The organism is Leclercia sp. GHBNCSD (assembly GCF_055805075.1).
Genome location: NZ_JBQVYO010000001.1, coordinates 3,595,097 through 3,609,841 on the forward strand (window position 1 = coordinate 3,595,097; position 14,745 = coordinate 3,609,841).

A 14,745-nucleotide genomic window follows, 5' to 3' on the forward strand; every position below is an offset into this window, starting at 1 on the left:
GAACACCATGACACCACGTCCTTTGATTTCCATTTATATGCCGACATGGAACCGTCAGCAGCTGGCGATCCGTGCGATAAAATCGGTATTACGCCAGGATTATGACCACTGGGAATTGATCATCGTCGATGACTGCTCCTCCTCGTACGAGCAGCTCCAGAAGTTTGTCGCTGACCTGGACGACCCGCGGGTGATCTACACCCATAACGCCATTAACTCCGGCGCCTGCGCGGTCCGCAATCAGGCTATTTTGCAGGCCTCTGGCCAGTATCTGACCGGTATTGACGATGACGACGAGTGGACGCCAAACCGGCTGTCTACCTTCCTGGCGCATCAGCATCACCTGGTTACCCACGCCTTTTTGTACGCCAACGACTATGTTTGCGAGGGGGAGGTCTACTCTCAGCCCGCCAGCCTGCCGTTGTACCCAAAATCGCCGTACTCCCGCCGCCTGTTCTACAAGCGCAACATTATCGGCAATCAGGTCTTTACCTGGGCGTGGCGCTTCAAGGAGTGCCTGTTCGATACGTCACTGGCCGCCGCCCAGGATTACGACATCTTCCTGCGGATGGTGGTGGAGTATGGCGAGCCGTGGAAGGTAGAAGAAGCCACCCAGATCCTGCACATCAATCATGGTGAAATGCAGATCACCTCGTCGCCGAAGAAGTTTTCCGGCTACTTCCACTTCTACCGCAAGCACCGGGATAAGTTCGACCGCGCCAGCCGCAAGTATCAGCTCTTTACGCTGTATCAGATCCGCAATAAGCGGATGAACTGGCGCACCCTGTTGACGCTGATTTCGGTCCGTAACGGTAAGCGTCTGGCCGACGGACTGCGGGGGAAATAATGGTGCTGGAAGATTGTCGCGCAAACAGCTGGAGCCTGCGCCCCTGCTGCATGGTGCTGGCCTACCGGGTGGCCCATTTTTGCTCGGTGTGGCGCAAAAAAAACGTCCTTAACAATCTCTGGGCGGCGCCGGTTCTGGTGCTTTACCGCCTCATCACCGAGTGCATTTTCGGCTACGAAATCCAGGCTGCGGCCACCATCGGCCGCCGCTTCACCATTCACCACGGCTATGCCGTGGTGATCAATAAATTCGTGGTCGCCGGGGATGATTTTACCATCCGCCACGGGGTGACCCTCGGTAACCGCGGCCCGGACAGCCTGGCCTGTCCGGTCATCGGCAATAACGTTGAGCTGGGTGCCAACGTGGTGATGATCGGTGATATCACCGTCGGTAATAACGTCACCGTGGGGGCAGGAAGCGTAGTGCTGGACAGCATCCCCGACAACGCGCTGGTGGTGGGCGAGAAGGCCCGCGTGAAGGTGATCAAATGAACATTCTGCAATTTAATGTCCGTCTCGCCGAGGGCGGGGCGGCAGGTGTGGCGCTGGATCTGCACCAGCGCGCGCTGCAAAAAGGACTTCAGTCGCGCTTTATCTACGGCTACGGCAAGGGCGGTAAAAAAAGCGTCAGCCACGATCGCTACCCGCAGGTGGTGAAACATACCCCGCGCCTGACCTCGGTGGCCAATATTGCCCTGTTCCGTCTGTTTAACCGCGATCTCTTTGGCAATCTTAACCGCCTCTATCGCACCGTTACCCGCACGCCGGGCCCGGTAGTGCTCCATTTTCACGTCCTGCACAGCTACTGGCTGAAACTGGAAGAGGTCGTTGCGTTTTGCCAGAAGGTGCAGGCGCACAAACCCGACACCACGTTCGTCTGGACCCTGCACGATCACTGGAGCGTCACTGGCCGCTGCGCCTTTACCGACGGCTGCGAAGGCTGGAAAACGAACTGCCAGAAGTGCCCGACGCTCAGCAACTATCCGCCGGTGAAGGTGGATCGCGCCCATAAGCTGGTAGATGGCAAGCGTCAGCTGTTCCGTGACATGCTGGCGCTGGGCTGCCAGTTCATCTCCCCCAGCCAGCATGTGGCCGACGCTTTTAACAGCCTGTACGGGGCAGGGCGCTGCCGGATCATCAATAACGGTATCGACGTGGCGACAGAGGCGATTCTGGCAGAGCTGACCCCGGTCGCCGTTACCGCCGGCAAGCCGAAAATTGCCGTCGTCGCTCACGATCTGCGCTACGACGGCAAAACCAACCAGCAGCTGGTGCGGGATATGATGGCGCTTGGCGGCAAGATCGAGCTGCACACCTTCGGCAAATTCTCGCCGTTTGAAGGGCCGAACGTGGTGAACCACGGCTTCGAAACCGACAAACGCAAACTGATGAGCGCCCTGAACGGGATGGATGCGCTGGTGTTCAGCTCCAGGGTGGATAACTACCCGCTGATCCTGTGCGAAGCGCTCTCCATCGGAGTACCGGTGATCGCCACCCACAGCGACGCCGCGCGGGAAGTACTGGAAAAATCGGGGGGCAAAACCTTCAGCGAAGAGGAAGTGCTGCCTCTGGTGCAGCTGGCGAAAGCGGATATCGCCCAGGCGGTATTTGGCACCTCCCTTGAGGCATTCCGCACCCGCAGCCGCCAGGCCTACAGTGGACAACAGATGCTGGAGGAGTATGTCTCGTTCTATCAGAATCTGTAGCTATCTGCTGCTGCCGCTCATCTACCTGCTGGTCAACGTCAAGATTGCCCAGCTGGGAGAGAGCTTCCCCATCACTATCGTGACCTTTTTACCGCTGCTGCTGTTGCTGTTTGTCGACAAAATCAGCGTGAAAAAGCTGATGATAGCGCTGGGGCTGGGGGCGGGGCTGACGGCCTTCAACTACATTTTTGGTCAGTCGCTGGATGCCAGTAAATACGTTACTTCCACCATGCTGTTTGTTTATATCGTCATCATTATCGGCATGGTGTGGAGTATCCGCTTTAAAACCGTCTCGCCGCACAATTATCGGAAGATCCTCAGGTTCTTTTATCTGGTCATTGGAATCATTGTCACCCTCGCCGCACTGGAGATGGCGCAAATTATTCTGACCGGTGGCAGTAGCCTGATGGAAATAATTTCGAAATATCTTATTTACAGTAATAGCTATGTACTGAATTTCATTAAATTTGGCGGCAAACGTACCACAGCGCTCTATTTTGAACCGGCATTCTTCGCTCTGGCGTTAATCTCAATTTGGCTCAGCATCAAACAGTTTGGTATCAAAACGCCCAAGAGCGATGCTATGATTCTTACAGGAATCGTTCTGTCAGGATCGTTCTCCGGGGTTATGACGTTTATTCTGTTTTACCTTCTGGAGTGGGCGTTCCAGTATCTGAATAAAGAGGCGATCAGGAAAAAGTTACCTTTAGCGATCATTTCATTGTCCGTCTTTTTAGTCGGGGTGGTATTTGCCTTTCCGTATATTTCCGAGCGTCTGGGTGATTTGGGCACCGAAGGATCATCCTCTTATTACCGTATTATCGGTCCGCTGGTGATGGTGGGGTACTCTTTAACCCATATTGACGGTGTAGTCAGATTTGGCTCACTTTATGAATATGTCGCATCATTCGGAATCTTTAACGGTGCGGACGTCGGAAAAACAATAGACAATGGCTTGTATCTGCTGATTATTTATTTTTCATGGTTCGCAGTATTATTAACGGCGTGGTATCTGTTTAAAGTTTTCAAAATGATGATCAGCGCCTTTGGTGATAATCAGAATTTTCGCGTACAGCTTTACCTCTTTACGCCAGTATCGCTGTTTTTTACCGGGTCAATATTTAGCCCAGAGTATGCATTTTTGATTGTATGCCCGTTTATTTTGCGCAAGGCGCTTAATATTACGCATTCATAACGAGGTGGTTTATGTTACTAAGCGTTATTACTGTCGCCTTTCGTAACTACGAGGGCGTGGTAAAAACCTGGCGGTCGCTGCGTAATCTGGCAGGCGATCCCAGCCTCAACTTTGAATGGATTGTGGTGGATGGTGGTTCGAACGACGGCACCGCAGAATTCCTCGAAAAACTGAATGGTGAATATAACTTACGCTACATCAGCGAGAAAGATCGCGGTATCTACGATGCCATGAATAAAGGTATCGACATGGCGCAGGGGCGCTATGCCATCTTCCTTAATTCTGGCGATATTTTTCATGACGACGTAGCGCAGTTTGTTCGTCAACTCGTTCGAGTTCAGGATAACGCCATGTACATGGGCGATGCGTTACTTGATTTCGGTGATGGAAATAAAGTACGCCGTACGGCGAAACCGGGCTGGTATATTTATCACAGCCTGCCGGCCAGCCATCAGGCGATTTTCTTCCCGCTGAGCGGGTTAAAAACGTACCCGTACGATCTGCAGTACCGCGTTTCATCGGATTACGCACTGGCCGCTCGGCTGTATAAAGCCGGATATCCTTTTAAACGTCTGCCAGGTCTGGTTTCTGAATTTTCGATGGGCGGCGTGTCAACGTCGAATAATCTGGAATTATGCCAGGATGCCCGCAAGGTGCAGCGCGACATATTACGCGTGCCGGGCGTATGGGCGGAATTATCTTATTTATTGCGCCTTAAAACCACGGGTAAAACCAAAGCCTTATATAACAAAGTCTGAATATAAGGAAAAAGTATGCAGGAATTAAGCGGCTTCTCTGTGCCAAAAGGATTCCGTGGCGCAGGGGGGATTAAGGTGCAGTTATGGTGGGCGGTACAGGCGACATTATTTGCCTGGTCCCCACAAATTATGTATCGCTGGCGCGCATTTTTATTACGCAGCTTCGGTGCAAAAATCGGAAAAAACGTAGTGATTCGCCCGTCGGTAAAAATTACTTACCCATGGAAATTAACCCTTGGGGATAACGCCTGGGTTGGTGACGACGCGGTGTTATATACGCTGGGTGAAATTTCGATTGGCGCGAATGCAGTGGTATCTCAGAAATGCTACCTCTGTACCGGCAGCCACGATTATATGAGTCAACATTTTGATATTAACGCGCAGCCAATCACCATTGGCGAGAAATGCTGGCTGGCGACCGACGTATTTGTCGCCCCCGGCGTCTCCATTGGCAATGGCACCGTTATTGGTGCGCGCAGCAGTGTTTTTAAGTCGCTACCGGCAAACAAACTTTGCCGTGGCAATCCCGCAGTGGTGATACGCGAACGCGTTGAAACTGAATAACTTCTGATAAGTCTGGAGAAAATAAACATGTCTAAAGTCGCTCTCATCACCGGCGTAACCGGACAGGATGGTTCTTATCTGGCGGAACTCCTGCTGGAAAAAGGCTACGAAGTGCACGGAATCAAACGTCGTGCCTCCTCTTTTAACACCGAGCGCGTGGATCATATCTATCAGGATCCGCACGCGGCGAACCCGAAATTCCATCTGCACTACGGCGATCTGACCGATACCTCCAACCTGACCCGTATTCTGCAGGAAGTCCAGCCGGATGAAGTCTATAACCTGGGCGCGATGAGCCACGTGGCCGTCTCCTTCGAATCCCCGGAATATACCGCTGACGTGGATGCCATCGGCACCCTGCGTCTGCTGGAAGCGATTCGTTTCCTCGGTCTTGAGAAGAAGACCCGTTTCTATCAGGCCTCCACCTCCGAGCTCTACGGCCTGGTGCAGGAGATCCCACAGAAAGAGACGACGCCGTTCTACCCGCGCTCCCCGTATGCAGTGGCAAAAATGTACGCCTACTGGATCACCGTTAACTACCGTGAATCCTACGGCATGTACGCCTGCAACGGCATCCTGTTCAACCACGAGTCTCCGCGCCGTGGCGAGACCTTCGTGACCCGTAAGATCACCCGCGCGATCGCCAACATCGCCCAGGGCCTGGAGAAGAAGCTCCACCTTGGCAATATGGACTCCCTGCGTGACTGGGGCCATGCCAAAGACTACGTAAAAATGCAGTGGATGATGCTGCAGCAGGAAAAACCGGAAGACTTCGTTATCGCCACCGGCGTGCAGTACTCCGTGCGTCAGTTCGTTGAGATGGCCGCTGCTCAGCTGGGCATCAAGCTGCGCTTCGAAGGCACCGGCGTGGACGAGAAAGGCATTGTGGTCTCCGTCACCGGCCACGACGCACCGGGCGTACAGCCGGGCGACGTGATTGTGGAAGTTGACCCGCGCTACTTCCGTCCTGCCGAGGTAGAAACCCTGCTGGGCGACCCGACCAAGGCGCACGAAAAACTGGGCTGGAAACCAGAAACCACGCTGCAGGAGATGGTCTCCGAGATGGTGGCAAAAGATCTCGAAGCGGCGAAAAAACACTCCTTGCTTAAATCCCACGGCTACGAGGTTGCCATCGCGCTGGAGTCCTGAGAATGACCAAACAACGTATTTTTGTTGCCGGACATCGCGGGATGGTGGGTTCGGCGATTGTTCGCCAGCTGGAGCAGCGTGGCAACGTCGAGCTGGTGCTGCGCACCCGTGACGAGCTTAACCTGCTGGATGCGCAAGCAGTCGAGGCTTTCTTTGCTGAACAGCGCATCGACCAGGTCTATCTGGCGGCGGCAAAAGTGGGTGGGATTGTCGCCAACAATACCTACCCGGCGGATTTCATCTACGAGAACATGATGATCGAGAGCAATATCATTCACGCGGCGCACCTGCACAACGTGAACAAGCTGCTGTTCCTCGGCTCATCCTGTATCTACCCGAAGATGGCGAAGCAGCCTATTGCCGAGAGCGAGCTGCTGCAGGGCACGCTTGAGGCAACCAACGAGCCCTACGCGATTGCCAAGATTGCCGGGATCAAGCTGTGCGAGTCCTACAACCGCCAGTATGGCCGCGACTATCGTTCGGTGATGCCGACCAACCTGTACGGCCCGAACGATAACTTCCACCCGAGCAACTCCCATGTGATCCCGGCGCTGCTGCGCCGGTTCCATGAAGCCACCGTCAGCAACGCACCGGAAGTGGTGGTGTGGGGCAGCGGTACGCCGATGCGCGAATTCCTGCACGTGGATGATATGGCTGCCGCCAGCATTCATGTGATGGAGCTGGCCCGCGAGGTGTGGCAGGAGAATACCGAGCCGATGCTGTCGCATATCAACGTTGGCACCGGGGTGGACTGCACTATCCGCGAACTGGCTGAAACCATCGCTGAGGTGGTGGGGTACAAGGGCCGCGTGGCCTTCGATGCCACTAAACCCGACGGCACCCCGCGCAAGCTGCTGGACGTGACCCGTCTGCACCAGCTGGGCTGGTTCCACGAGGTGACGCTGGCCCAGGGGCTGGCCAGCACCTATCAGTGGTTCCTGGAAAATCAGCACCGCTTCCGGGGGTAACTATGTTTTTAAGTCAGGAAGATTTTGCCACGGTAGTGCGTTCCACGCCGCTGATCTCCATCGATCTGATTGTGGAGAACGAGCGTGGCGAGTTCCTGCTCGGACAGCGCACCAATCGTCCGGCACAGGGCTACTGGTTCGTGCCAGGTGGGCGGGTGCAGAAAGATGAGACGCTGGAAAATGCCTTTGCGCGTCTGACGCAGGTGGAGCTGGGGCTCCGTCTGCCGATGACGGCAGGGCAGTTCTACGGGGTCTGGCAGCACTTCTATGACGACAACTTTTCCGGCACCGATTTCACCACCCACTATGTGGTGCTCGGTTTTCGCCTGAAGGTCAATCAGGCAGAGCTGCATCTGCCTGATGCGCAGCATGACGACTATCGCTGGCTGACGCCCGACGCGCTGCTGGCCAGCGATAACGTCCATGACAACAGCCGGGCCTATTTTCTGAAGCAGGCCGGAGTGCCGGGTTTATGAAAATTCTCGTATACGGCATTAACTACTCGCCGGAGCTGACCGGGATCGGTAAGTACACCGGCGAGATGGTGGAGTGGATGGCCCGCCAGGGTCATGAGGTGCGGGTCATTACCGCACCACCTTATTACCCGGAGTGGCAGGTGGACGAGCACTATTCCAGCTGGCGCTACCGCCGCGAAGAGGGGGCCGCGACCGTCTGGCGCTGTCCGCTTTACGTGCCAAAGCAGCCCTCGACCTTAAAGCGGTTGATTCATCTGGGCAGCTTTGCCCTGAGCAGTTTCTTCCCGCTGATGGCGCAACGTCGCTGGAAGCCGGATCGCATTATCGGCGTGGTGCCGACCCTGTTTTGCACCCCAGGTATGCGCCTGCTGGGCAAGCTCTCAGGCGCCCGCACCCTGCTGCACATTCAGGATTACGAAGTGGACGCCATGCTGGGCCTGGGAATGGCCGGGAAAGGCAAGGGCGGCAAAGTGGCGAAACTGGCCAGCGCCTTCGAGCGCAGCAGCCTGCATAACGTCGATTACGTCTCGACCATCTCCCGCTCGATGATGAACAAAGCGCAGGAGAAGGGCGTGGCAGCGGAGAAGGTGATCTTCTTTCCAAACTGGTCGGAAGTGGCCCGTTTTCGCGATGTGACTGCTGTTGAGGCGGCGGCCCTGCGCGAGCAGCTGGGTCTGCCAGAAGCCAAAAAAATCATTCTCTATTCGGGCAACATCGGTGAGAAGCAGGGGCTTGAGAACGTTATTGATGCCGCTGAGCAGCTCCGCGACCAGCCCTGGCAGTTTGTGATTGTCGGCCAGGGGGGTGGCAAAGCGCGGCTGCAAAAGATGGCCCAGGAACGTGGCCTGCAGAACATCACTTTCCTGCCGCTGCAGCCCTACGAGGCCTTACCGGCGCTGCTGAAGATGGCCGATTGCCATCTGGTTGTGCAAAAGCGCGGCGCGGCGGATGCCGTTCTGCCCTCCAAGCTGACCAACATTCTGGCGGTGGGCGGCAACGCGGTGATCACCGCCGAGGCCCATACCGAGCTGGGCCAGCTGTGCGACACCCTGCCGGGGATCGCGGTGTGCGTCGAGCCGGAGTCGGTATCCGCCCTGGTGGGCGGGATCGAACAGGCGCTGAATATGCCCAAAGAGAACGCCATCGCGCGTGACTATGCCGAACGCACGCTCGAGAAAGAGAACGTGCTGAACCAGTTTATTGCAGATATTCGGGGATAAATCATGAATAAGAATACGTTGTACCCGGTTGTGATGGCGGGTGGCTCAGGTAGCCGGTTATGGCCACTCTCCCGCGTGCTCTATCCGAAACAGTTCCTCTGCCTGAAAGGGGAGCTCACCATGCTGCAGACCACGGTAAACCGTCTTAATGGCGTGGATTGCGAAAGCCCGGTGGTGATCTGTAATGAACAGCACCGCTTTATCGTCGCCGAGCAGCTGCGACAGCTGAACAAGCTCACCGAAAATATCATTCTTGAACCGGCCGGACGCAATACCGCCCCGGCCATCGCTCTCGCCGCGCTGGCGGCGAAGCGCAGCAGCCCGGATTGCGATCCGCTGATGCTGGTGCTGGCGGCGGATCACGTCATCCAGCAGGAAGAGGCGTTCCGCGATGCGGTGCGTGCCGCCATCCCTTATGCTGAAAGCGGCAAGCTGGTCACCTTCGGCATCGTGCCGGACCTGCCGGAGACCGGCTATGGCTATATCCGTCGCGGTAACGTCACGCCGGGGGAGGGCGACAGCCTGGCCTTTGACGTCGCGCAGTTCGTTGAGAAACCGAATCTGGAAACCGCGCAGGCCTACGTCGCCAGCGGCGAGTACTACTGGAACAGCGGTATGTTCCTGTTCCGCGCCGGACGCTATCTGGAAGAGCTGCAAAAGTATCGCCCGGACATCCTGGAAGCCTGCGAACTCGCAATGGCCTCCGTCGACCCGGATCTGGACTTTATCCGCGTGGACGAAGCCGCGTTCCTTGCCTGCCCGGAGGAGTCGGTGGATTACGCGGTAATGGAACGTACCGCCGATGCGGTGGTGGTGCCGATGGATGCGGGCTGGAGCGACGTCGGCTCCTGGTCATCCCTGTGGGAGATCAGCGCGCACACGCCGGAAGGTAACGTCCATCACGGGGATGTGATCAGCCATAAAACCGAGAACAGCTATGTCTATGCCGAATCGGGCCTGGTCACCACCGTCGGCGTTAAAGATCTGGTTGTAGTACAGACCAAAGACGCGGTGCTGATTGCCGATCGCAACGCGGTGCAGGACGTCAAAAAAGTGGTGGAGCAGATCAAGGCCGATGGCCGCCATGAGCACCACATTCACCGCGAAGTCTATCGTCCGTGGGGCAAATATGACTCCATCGACGAAGGTGACCGTTATCAGGTGAAACGCATCACCGTTAAACCGGGCGAGGGGCTGTCGGTGCAGATGCATCATCACCGGGCGGAACACTGGGTAGTGGTGGCAGGTACCGCCAAAGTCACTATCGACAATGTTGAAACCCTGCTCGGTGAAAACGAATCGATTTATATCCCGCTGGGGGCGACGCACTGCCTGGAAAACCCTGGGAAAATCCCTCTCGATCTGATTGAAGTGCGCTCCGGCTCCTATCTGGAAGAGGACGATATCGTCCGATTTGAGGACAGATACGGCAGGGTGTAGCACTCACGCATTTTGCCCGGTGGCGCTGCGCTTATCGGGCCTACGAAAACAAAAAAATCAAATTGGCCTGTATATCGGGCGGGCCAACTGTTGCCTGAAAAAGGGGTAATGATGCAAAAGTTAACCTGTTTTAAAGCCTACGACATTCGCGGCAAGCTCGGTGAAGAGCTGAATGAGGACATTGCGTGGCGCATTGGCCGCGCGTACGGCGAATATTTAAAGCCGAAAACCATCGTGCTGGGCGGCGACGTCCGTTTGACCAGCGAAGCGTTAAAACTGGCGCTGGCTAAAGGGTTGCAGGACGCGGGCGTGGATGTGCTGGATATCGGCCTTTCCGGTACCGAAGAGATCTATTTTGCCACCTTCCATTTAGGCGTGGACGGCGGGATCGAAGTGACCGCCAGTCATAATCCGATGGACTATAACGGCATGAAGTTGGTGCGCGAGGGTGCGCGCCCGATCAGCGGCGATACCGGCCTGCGCGACGTACAGCGTCTGGCGGAAGCCAACGACTTCCCACCGGTGAACGAGTCAACGCGCGGCAGCTATAAGAAAATCGATCTGCGTGATGCTTACATCGATCACCTGCTGGGCTACATCAATGTGGCGAACCTCAAACCGCTGAAGCTGGTCATCAACTCCGGCAACGGCGCAGCAGGCCCGGTGGTGGATGCCCTGGAAGCGCGCTTTAAGGCGCTTAACGTGCCGGTCACCTTCGTCAAAGTGCACAACACCCCGGACGGCACCTTCCCGAACGGTATTCCAAACCCGCTGCTGCCGGAGTGCCGCGACGATACCCGCAATGCAGTGATTGAACATGGCGCGGATATGGGCATCGCCTTTGACGGCGACTTCGACCGCTGCTTCCTGTTCGACGAAAAAGGGCAGTTTATCGAGGGCTACTATATCGTCGGCCTGCTGGCGGAAGCCTTCCTCGAGAAAAACCCAGGCTCGCGCATCATTCATGACCCGCGCCTCTCCTGGAATACGGTGGATGTGGTCTCCGCGGCAGGCGGCACGCCGGTGATGTCCAAAACCGGTCACGCCTTTATCAAAGAGCGGATGCGTGAAGAGGATGCGATTTACGGCGGCGAGATGAGCGCCCATCACTACTTCCGCGATTTTGCCTACTGCGACAGCGGGATGATCCCGTGGCTGCTGGTGACCGAGCTGCTGTGCCTGAAGGGCCAGTCGCTGGGTGAACTGGTGCGCGACCGCATGGCGGCCTTCCCGGCGAGCGGCGAGATCAACAGCACGCTGGCGGCACCTGCCGAGGCGATTGCCCGGGTGGAGCATCACTTTGCCCTGCACGCGCTGGAGATCGACCGTACAGACGGTATCAGCATGACCTTCCCGCAGTGGCGCTTCAACCTGCGCTCGTCCAACACCGAGCCGGTGGTGCGCCTGAACGTAGAATCCCGTGCCGATGCGGCGCTGATGGCGGCGCGAACACAGGACATTATGGCGCTGTTGAATCAGTAACCTTTCCCCCTCTCCCGTTGGGGGAGGGGGCCCTGAAACAGGAACAACGATGACAAATCTAAAAAAGCGCGAGCGAGCCAAAACGAATGCATCGTTAATCTCTATGGTGCAGCGTTTTTCTGATATCACCATCATGTTCGGTGGGTTGTGGATGGTGTGTAAAATCAGCGGGCTGCCGTTCCTCTACATGCATCTGCTGATGGCGCTGATCGCGCTGGTCGTCTTCCAGATGATCGGCGGCATGACCGACTTCTACCGTTCATGGCGGGGCGTCAAAATCACCACCGAGCTGCAACTGCTGTTGCAGAACTGGACCTTAAGCCTGGTCTTCAGCTTCGGGCTGGTGGCCTTCAACAACGACTTCGATAATCGCTTTGCTACCTATTTTGCCTGGTATCTGCTAACCAGCGTGGGGATGGTGGTCTGTCGCTCTCTGATCCGCTTTGGCGCGGGCTGGCTGCGTAACCGGGGTTACAACACCCGCCGGGTGGCGGTAGCCGGGAGCCTGCCGGCCGGACTGGCGCTGCTTGACGGTTTTCGCAAAGAGCCGTGGCTGGGCTTTGACGTGGTGGGCGTTTATCACGACGCGCAGCCGGGTGGCGTCTCTTCGGACTGGGCCGGTAACTATTCGCAGCTGATTGACGATGCCAAAGCGGGCAAGATCCATAACGTCTACATTGCCATGCCGATGAGCGACGAGGCCCGTATCAAAACCCTGATGCGTAAGCTGGCAGACACCACCTGCTCGGTGATCCTCATCCCGGACGTGTTCACCTTTAACATTCTGCATTCCCGTATCGAAGAGGTGAACGGCGTACCGGTAGTGCCCCTGTATGACACGCCGCTCTCTGGCCTCAACCGGGTGCTGAAGCGCGTGGAGGACATCGTGCTGTCATCCCTGATCCTGCTGCTGATCTCCCCGGTGCTGTGCGCCATTGCGCTGGCGGTGAAGCTCACCTCAAAGGGGCCGGTGATCTTCCGCCAGACCCGTTACGGTATGGATGGTAAGCCGATCATGGTGTGGAAATTCCGCTCCATGAAGGTGATGGAAAACGACAACGTGGTGACCCAGGCGACGCAAAACGATCCGCGCGTCACCCGCGTGGGTAACTTCCTGCGCCGTACCTCGCTTGATGAACTGCCGCAGTTTATCAATGTGTTTACCGGTGGGATGTCCATTGTCGGCCCACGCCCGCACGCGGTAGCGCATAACGAGCAGTATCGTCAGCTTATCGAAGGTTACATGCTGCGCCACAAGGTGAAGCCGGGTATCACCGGCTGGGCGCAGATCAACGGCTGGCGCGGCGAAACTGACACCCTGGAGAAAATGGAAAAACGCATTGAGTTCGACCTCGAGTACATCCGCGAGTGGAGCCTCTGGTTCGATATCAAGATCGTCTTTCTGACCATCTTCAAGGGCTTTGTGAACAAAGCGGCGTACTGACATGAGCTTACGTGAAAAAACCCTCAGCGGGGCAAAGTGGTCGGCTATCGCGACGGTGATCATCATCGGCCTTGGGCTGGTGCAGATGACGGTGCTGGCGCGCATTATCGATAGCCACCAGTTTGGCCTGTTGACCGTCTCGCTGGTGATCATCGCCCTCGCCGATACACTGTCTGATTTCGGCATCGCCAACTCGATTATTCAGCGCAAAGAGATTAGCCAGCTGGAGCTAACCACCCTCTACTGGCTTAATGTCGGCCTCGGTATTCTCGTGTTCGTGTCGCTGTTCCTGCTGAGCGATCTTATTGCCCGGGTATTGAATAACCCTGAGCTGGCGCCCCTGATGCGCGCGCTGTCGTTCGCGTTTGTGGTGATCCCCCACGGACAGCAGTTCCGCGCGCTGATGCAAAAGGAGCTTGAGTTCAGCAAGATCGGCATGATCGAGACCAGCTCGGTGCTGGCCGGATTTACTTTTACCGTGATCAGCGCCCACTTCTGGCCGCTGGCGTTAACCGCCATCCTCGGCTACCTGGTCAACTCTGTCGTGCGCACGCTGCTGTTCGGCTACTTCGGGCGCAAAATCTACCGTCCGGGCTTCCACTTCTCGCTCGCATCGGTGTCCTCCAACCTGCGCTTCGGCGCCTGGCTGACCGCCGACAGCATCATCAACTATGTGAATACCAACCTCTCTACCCTGGTGCTGGCGCGTATTCTCGGTGCCAGCGTCGCCGGGGGCTATAACCTGGCGTACAACGTGGCGGTCGTTCCGCCAATGAAGCTCAACCCGATCATCACCCGGGTGCTGTTTCCGGCGTTCGCTAAAATTCAGGACGACACCGACAAGCTCAGGCTCAACTTCTACAAGCTGCTGTCGGTGGTGGGGATCATTAACTTCCCGACCCTGCTGGGGCTGATGGTGGTCTCCGGCAATCTGGTGCCGCTGGTATTCGGTGAGAAGTGGCTGAGCATTGTACCGATCCTGCAACTGTTGTGCGTGGTGGGGCTGTTGCGCTCCGTCGGCAACCCGATCGGATCGCTGCTGATGGCAAAAGCCCGCGTCGATATCAGCTTTAAATTCAACGTCTTCAAAACCTTTCTGTTTATTCCGGCGATCGTTATCGGCGGCCATCTGGCAGGCGCGATGGGCGTCACGCTGGGCTTCCTGCTGGTGCAGATCGTCAACACCATCCTGAGCTACTTCGTAATGATTAAGCCGGTGCTGGGCTCCAGCTACCGCCAGTACATCCTGAGCCTCTGGCTGCCGTTTTACCTCTCACTGCCAACCCTTGCCGTGAGCTATGGCTTAGGGCTGGCCCTGCAAGGCCATCTGCCGCTGGCGGCGCTGCTGGCGGTGCAGGTCGCCGCGGGCGCCCTGGCCTTCGCGGTGATGATTGTGCTGTCGCGGAACGCGCTGGTGGTGGAGATCAAGCGCCAGTTCTGCCGCAACGAAAAGATGAAAACGCTGCTTCGCGCAGGTTAATTATTTCCTCCCCCTCT

Annotated in this window: 14 protein-coding genes; all 14 read left to right on the forward strand. The window is 56.7% G+C overall.

All coding sequences use genetic code 11. The features are described 5' to 3' along the window. Window positions 1–7 precede the first annotated feature (7 nt). The 14 genes from wcaA to wzxC all read left to right on the forward strand — a co-directional run bounded on the left by wcaA (window position 8) and on the right by wzxC (window position 14,728). Entirely contained in the window at window positions 8–847 is an 840-nt protein-coding gene (gene wcaA, locus ACT3IC_RS17115; protein ID WP_103181110.1) for a colanic acid biosynthesis glycosyltransferase WcaA, read from the forward strand. A 2-nt stretch (window positions 848–849) separates the two neighbouring features. Continuing rightward, window positions 850–1,338: a colanic acid biosynthesis acetyltransferase WcaB gene (wcaB, locus tag ACT3IC_RS17120; protein ID WP_103181109.1), complete on the forward strand. Its 489-nt coding sequence runs from the start codon at window positions 850–852 to the stop codon at window positions 1,336–1,338. After that, a complete protein-coding gene (gene wcaC, locus ACT3IC_RS17125) occupies window positions 1,335–2,552 on the forward strand; it encodes a colanic acid biosynthesis glycosyltransferase WcaC (RefSeq protein ID WP_420193338.1) in 1,218 nt (405 codons plus the stop codon). Before wcaB ends, wcaC begins: the two co-directional genes overlap by 4 nt. After that, window positions 2,527–3,747, forward strand: a complete 1,221-nt coding sequence (wcaD, locus tag ACT3IC_RS17130; RefSeq protein WP_156654874.1) for a colanic acid polymerase WcaD — start codon at window positions 2,527–2,529, stop codon at window positions 3,745–3,747. The genes wcaC and wcaD overlap by 26 nt, the downstream gene beginning before the upstream one ends. Before the next feature lie 11 nt (window positions 3,748–3,758). After that, a complete protein-coding gene (wcaE, locus tag ACT3IC_RS17135) occupies window positions 3,759–4,505 on the forward strand; it encodes a colanic acid biosynthesis glycosyltransferase WcaE (protein WP_103180222.1) in 747 nt (248 codons plus the stop codon). A 15-nt stretch (window positions 4,506–4,520) separates the two neighbouring features. Beyond that, a complete protein-coding gene (wcaF, locus tag ACT3IC_RS17140) occupies window positions 4,521–5,069 on the forward strand; it encodes a colanic acid biosynthesis acetyltransferase WcaF (protein WP_156654872.1) in 549 nt (182 codons plus the stop codon). Window positions 5,070–5,096: 27 nt separating this feature from the next. Further along, the gene (gene gmd / locus ACT3IC_RS17145; RefSeq protein ID WP_103180220.1) at window positions 5,097–6,218 is read left to right on the forward strand and encodes a GDP-mannose 4,6-dehydratase; all 1,122 of its coding nucleotides are present in this window, start codon (window positions 5,097–5,099) and stop codon (window positions 6,216–6,218) included. 2 nt (window positions 6,219–6,220) lie between these two features. Further along, window positions 6,221–7,186 carry a GDP-L-fucose synthase gene (gene fcl, locus ACT3IC_RS17150; RefSeq protein WP_103180219.1) on the forward strand — a complete coding sequence of 322 codons (966 nt, stop codon included), beginning with the start codon at window positions 6,221–6,223 and terminating at the stop codon, window positions 7,184–7,186. Between the two features lie 2 nt (window positions 7,187–7,188). After that, window positions 7,189–7,662 carry a GDP-mannose mannosyl hydrolase gene (locus ACT3IC_RS17155; protein WP_180209859.1) on the forward strand — a complete coding sequence of 158 codons (474 nt, stop codon included), beginning with the start codon at window positions 7,189–7,191 and terminating at the stop codon, window positions 7,660–7,662. Further along, window positions 7,659–8,882, forward strand: a complete 1,224-nt coding sequence (gene wcaI, locus ACT3IC_RS17160) for a colanic acid biosynthesis fucosyltransferase WcaI (RefSeq protein WP_103180217.1) — start codon at window positions 7,659–7,661, stop codon at window positions 8,880–8,882. Before ACT3IC_RS17155 ends, wcaI begins: the two co-directional genes overlap by 4 nt. A gap of 3 nt (window positions 8,883–8,885) precedes the next feature. Next, window positions 8,886–10,322 (forward strand): mannose-1-phosphate guanyltransferase, encoded by a 1,437-nt coding sequence (cpsB, locus tag ACT3IC_RS17165; RefSeq protein WP_473478310.1) that lies wholly within the window; start codon window positions 8,886–8,888, stop codon window positions 10,320–10,322. Window positions 10,323–10,433: 111 nt separating this feature from the next. Then, the gene (cpsG, locus tag ACT3IC_RS17170; protein WP_156654870.1) at window positions 10,434–11,804 is read left to right on the forward strand and encodes a colanic acid biosynthesis phosphomannomutase CpsG; all 1,371 of its coding nucleotides are present in this window, start codon (window positions 10,434–10,436) and stop codon (window positions 11,802–11,804) included. Window positions 11,805–11,853: 49 nt separating this feature from the next. Further along, entirely contained in the window at window positions 11,854–13,248 is a 1,395-nt protein-coding gene (gene wcaJ / locus ACT3IC_RS17175) for an undecaprenyl-phosphate glucose phosphotransferase (protein ID WP_103180214.1), read from the forward strand. Window position 13,249: 1 nt separating this feature from the next. After that, window positions 13,250–14,728 carry a colanic acid undecaprenyl disphosphate flippase WzxC gene (gene wzxC / locus ACT3IC_RS17180; protein WP_103180213.1) on the forward strand — a complete coding sequence of 493 codons (1,479 nt, stop codon included), beginning with the start codon at window positions 13,250–13,252 and terminating at the stop codon, window positions 14,726–14,728. Window positions 14,729–14,745: the final 17 nt, after the last annotated feature.

Coding starts and splice junctions, on each gene's coding strand:
- wcaA (WP_103181110.1), top strand. CDS start 8: ATGACACCACGTCCTTTGATTTCCATTTATATGCCGACATGGAACCGT.
- wcaC (WP_420193338.1), top strand. CDS start 1,335: ATGAACATTCTGCAATTTAATGTCCGTCTCGCCGAGGGCGGGGCGGCA.
- wcaD (WP_156654874.1), top strand. CDS start 2,527: ATGTCTCGTTCTATCAGAATCTGTAGCTATCTGCTGCTGCCGCTCATC.
- wcaE (WP_103180222.1), top strand. CDS start 3,759: ATGTTACTAAGCGTTATTACTGTCGCCTTTCGTAACTACGAGGGCGTG.
- wcaF (WP_156654872.1), top strand. CDS start 4,521: ATGCAGGAATTAAGCGGCTTCTCTGTGCCAAAAGGATTCCGTGGCGCA.
- gmd (WP_103180220.1), top strand. CDS start 5,097: ATGTCTAAAGTCGCTCTCATCACCGGCGTAACCGGACAGGATGGTTCT.
- fcl (WP_103180219.1), top strand. CDS start 6,221: ATGACCAAACAACGTATTTTTGTTGCCGGACATCGCGGGATGGTGGGT.
- ACT3IC_RS17155 (WP_180209859.1), top strand. CDS start 7,189: ATGTTTTTAAGTCAGGAAGATTTTGCCACGGTAGTGCGTTCCACGCCG.
- wcaI (WP_103180217.1), top strand. CDS start 7,659: ATGAAAATTCTCGTATACGGCATTAACTACTCGCCGGAGCTGACCGGG.
- cpsB (WP_473478310.1), top strand. CDS start 8,886: ATGAATAAGAATACGTTGTACCCGGTTGTGATGGCGGGTGGCTCAGGT.
- cpsG (WP_156654870.1), top strand. CDS start 10,434: ATGCAAAAGTTAACCTGTTTTAAAGCCTACGACATTCGCGGCAAGCTC.
- wcaJ (WP_103180214.1), top strand. CDS start 11,854: ATGACAAATCTAAAAAAGCGCGAGCGAGCCAAAACGAATGCATCGTTA.
- wzxC (WP_103180213.1), top strand. CDS start 13,250: ATGAGCTTACGTGAAAAAACCCTCAGCGGGGCAAAGTGGTCGGCTATC.